We start from the raw sequence: 905 nt of genomic DNA on the forward strand, positions 1-905 counted from the left end.
TGAGATTGATTACGATCAAGTTGAGGCTCTTGCGCGTGAGCACAAGCCTAAAATGATTATCGCTGGTTTTTCAGCCTATTCTCTTGTTGTTGACTGGAAGCGTTTCAGAGCAATTGCAGACGAAGTGGGTGCGTACTTGTTTGTTGATATGGCGCATATAGCGGGTCTTGTTGCTGGCGGTGTTTACCCAAGTCCTGTTGGTATTGCAGATGTCGTGACTACAACGACGCATAAAACGCTACGAGGCCCTCGTGGTGGTTTGATTTTGGCAAATGATGACGAAGAGCTGAACAAAAAGCTGAACTTTGCCGTCTTCCCTGAAAGTCAGGGTGGACCATTGATGCACGTGATTGCTGCGAAAGCAGTGTGCTTCAAAGAAGCGATGTCAGAAGAGTTTAAAACATATCAGCAGCAAGTCGTTAAAAATGCACAAGCGATGGTTTCTGTATTTTTAGAGCGTGGCTACAAAATTGTGTCTGGCGGTACTGATGACCACCTCTTCTTGCTTGATTTGATTGATAAAGATGTAACGGGCAAAGACGCTGACGCAGCATTAGGTCGTGCTCACATTACAGTAAACAAGAACTCGGTTCCAAACGATCCTCGTTCTCCATTTGTAACGAGTGGATTGCGTATTGGTACGCCAGCTATTACAAGTCGAGGTTTTCAGTCGAAAGATTGTTCTGAATTAGCTTCATGGATTTGTGATGTGATTGACGCGTTAGTTGCCAATCCAGAGGACGACTCTGTCATCAACGCAACACGCGAAAAAGTGCAAGCAATTTGCTCGCGTTTGCCAGTTTACGCATAACTGTCAGGGTTGATTCCTCATGCATTGTCCGTTTTGTAAGGCGACTGACACGAAGGTTTACGACTCTCGTTTGGTTTCTGACGGCAATCAAGTA

At 45.3% G+C, this 905-nt stretch carries 1 protein-coding gene; it reads left to right on the forward strand.

Annotated features, from left to right (window positions below):
* Positions 1 to 811 (forward strand): serine hydroxymethyltransferase (gene glyA / locus A3738_RS03845; protein ID WP_156503931.1); only part of this gene is annotated, 811 nt, incomplete at its 5' end.
* Between the last annotated feature and the right edge of the window lie 94 nt (positions 812 to 905).

The sequence above is a fragment of the Oleiphilus sp. HI0066 genome (assembly GCF_001635725.1).